We start from the raw sequence: 1,767 nt of genomic DNA, 5'->3' as shown, positions 1-1,767 counted from the left end.
TAAATACTCTTTCCAGTATGACAACGCCAACTCTTTATCTTGTCTTTTAAGCCACCTTATATAATCTATATATGAATAAGGTTCTCCCAGTCTTAATGGCCTGTCATTCATTTGCGATTGGTATATCTCGAATAATTCATTAATTAATATTCCTAAACACCAGCCATCCATTAATATATGGTGAGAATCCCATATAAGCACGAAGGAATTTTCACTCGTCTTTACAATCGACATCCTTATAAGAATATCCCTGGTCAGATCAAATTTCTTCTGTCTGTCATTAAAAACATATTCTTCAACGAACACGTTTTTACCATTTTCAGTATAACTCGAAATATCTATATAATTAATTTTCAAATTTCTATTTTCCATTACCACCTGCTTGGGATTCTTTGTGAATTCATACACGAAACTTGTCCTGAGAATATCGTGTCTCTCAATAATAATATTCAGGCTTTTCTCAAATATAGTAATATCAAGATATCCTTTGATGTAAAATACATTTTGTATAAGGTAAGCGTCTGACTCTTTATCCATTAATGCATGAAAAAGTATCCCCTCCTGCATAGGAGATAGGTTATATATCTTTTTCATGTCCACTTTATTATTCATTGATAAACCCCCGTTACTATTTATTTTTTTCCCAGAGGGACATAAATTTTTCATAAATACAGATATTCTTTGTTATCCCTATATAGAAGGAATCCTCATCAAAGTACATCTGGTGAAGCTTATCAGTACCATATTTCAATATATAAACTCTTACAAAATATATAAAGTAAGGGAGGTCCTCGTACACCAAGTTTATACTTTTAAGTCTATCAAGATTATTTTCTTTTAGGTAAGAGTACAGCTCATTTTTAACATCCTTGTTAACACCCTCTAAAAATACTTCCAAAATATACCTGACCCACTTGTCATTAAAATAATGGTACACTGTATCGTCACATCTGGTTATCCCCTGAATACCTTGAAATATATAAGAAAACGCAAATTCTTCGGCACACCAATAACCATATTTTTTTATAATAGTATCCGACAGTTCAAGTACTTCATCGAATATATCAGAATATGATTGATTCATACCGATAACACCCGAGTTAAACTGGTTGAAGGATAACGGTATTTCAAACCTTTTTTGTCCATTGGATATTGATTTGTTCCTCTCCATGTCCAAGCAGAATTTATATAATGGAAATGGAAAATTTGGAGGCTGTTCATTAAAAAACTCTTTAAGGCACTTTAGCAATTTGCTTAATGAAGGGCATGCTGAATACATAATAAACCGTCCTTCATCGACCATTTCAAAAAGGTGTTCAAGGGTCTTTAGATAAAAGGTGTCACTATCTATAAAAATCACATTCCCACTATACTTTGAAAAAAAATATTGAAGAGATTTAATTTTTATTCTGGGCATATAATTGAGCCCCCCAAGCCAGTTTTGTAATGTATCTTCAGGTATATCTTCCAGCACTATAAATTCATTGTTTTGGAATTCCCTTGCAAATGGCTCGATATTATTTGTAAAAATTACCGCCTTCGTGTCCTTATAAAATGGTTTTGATATGTAGAAAAGTGATTTCAATGAATAAATTGTCATATCTATGATTTTAGAATCTGTAAAGGCACAGTATAAAATGTAATTCATATATCAACCTCCGTGTGCATTAATTACAAATTACTAAAAAATTCAGAGATGTCTTCCATCTCTTCTATAGAAAGCTCTTCATCACCCACATCGTATGGTGTCACTTCGGGAGTTTCTTT

The 1,767-nt window shown here is 32.1% G+C and carries 2 protein-coding genes; both read right to left on the bottom strand.

All coding sequences use genetic code 11. The features are described 5' to 3' along the window. A partial coding sequence (locus T344_RS28840) for a condensation domain-containing protein (protein WP_034862413.1) occupies positions 1 to 612 on the bottom strand: 612 nt, incomplete at its 3' end. A 16-nt stretch (positions 613 to 628) separates the two neighbouring features. Beyond that, entirely contained in the window at positions 629 to 1,648 is a 1,020-nt protein-coding gene (locus tag T344_RS0119370; protein ID WP_027630046.1) for a hypothetical protein, read from the bottom strand. Positions 1,649 to 1,767: the final 119 nt, after the last annotated feature.

This window comes from Ruminiclostridium cellobioparum DSM 1351 = ATCC 15832 (assembly GCF_000621505.1).
Lineage (GTDB): Bacteria > Bacillota > Clostridia > Acetivibrionales > DSM-1351 > Ruminiclostridium > Ruminiclostridium cellobioparum.
Note: the sequence above shows the minus strand (reverse complement) of the source record. Positions and strands in the feature narration are given on the sequence as shown.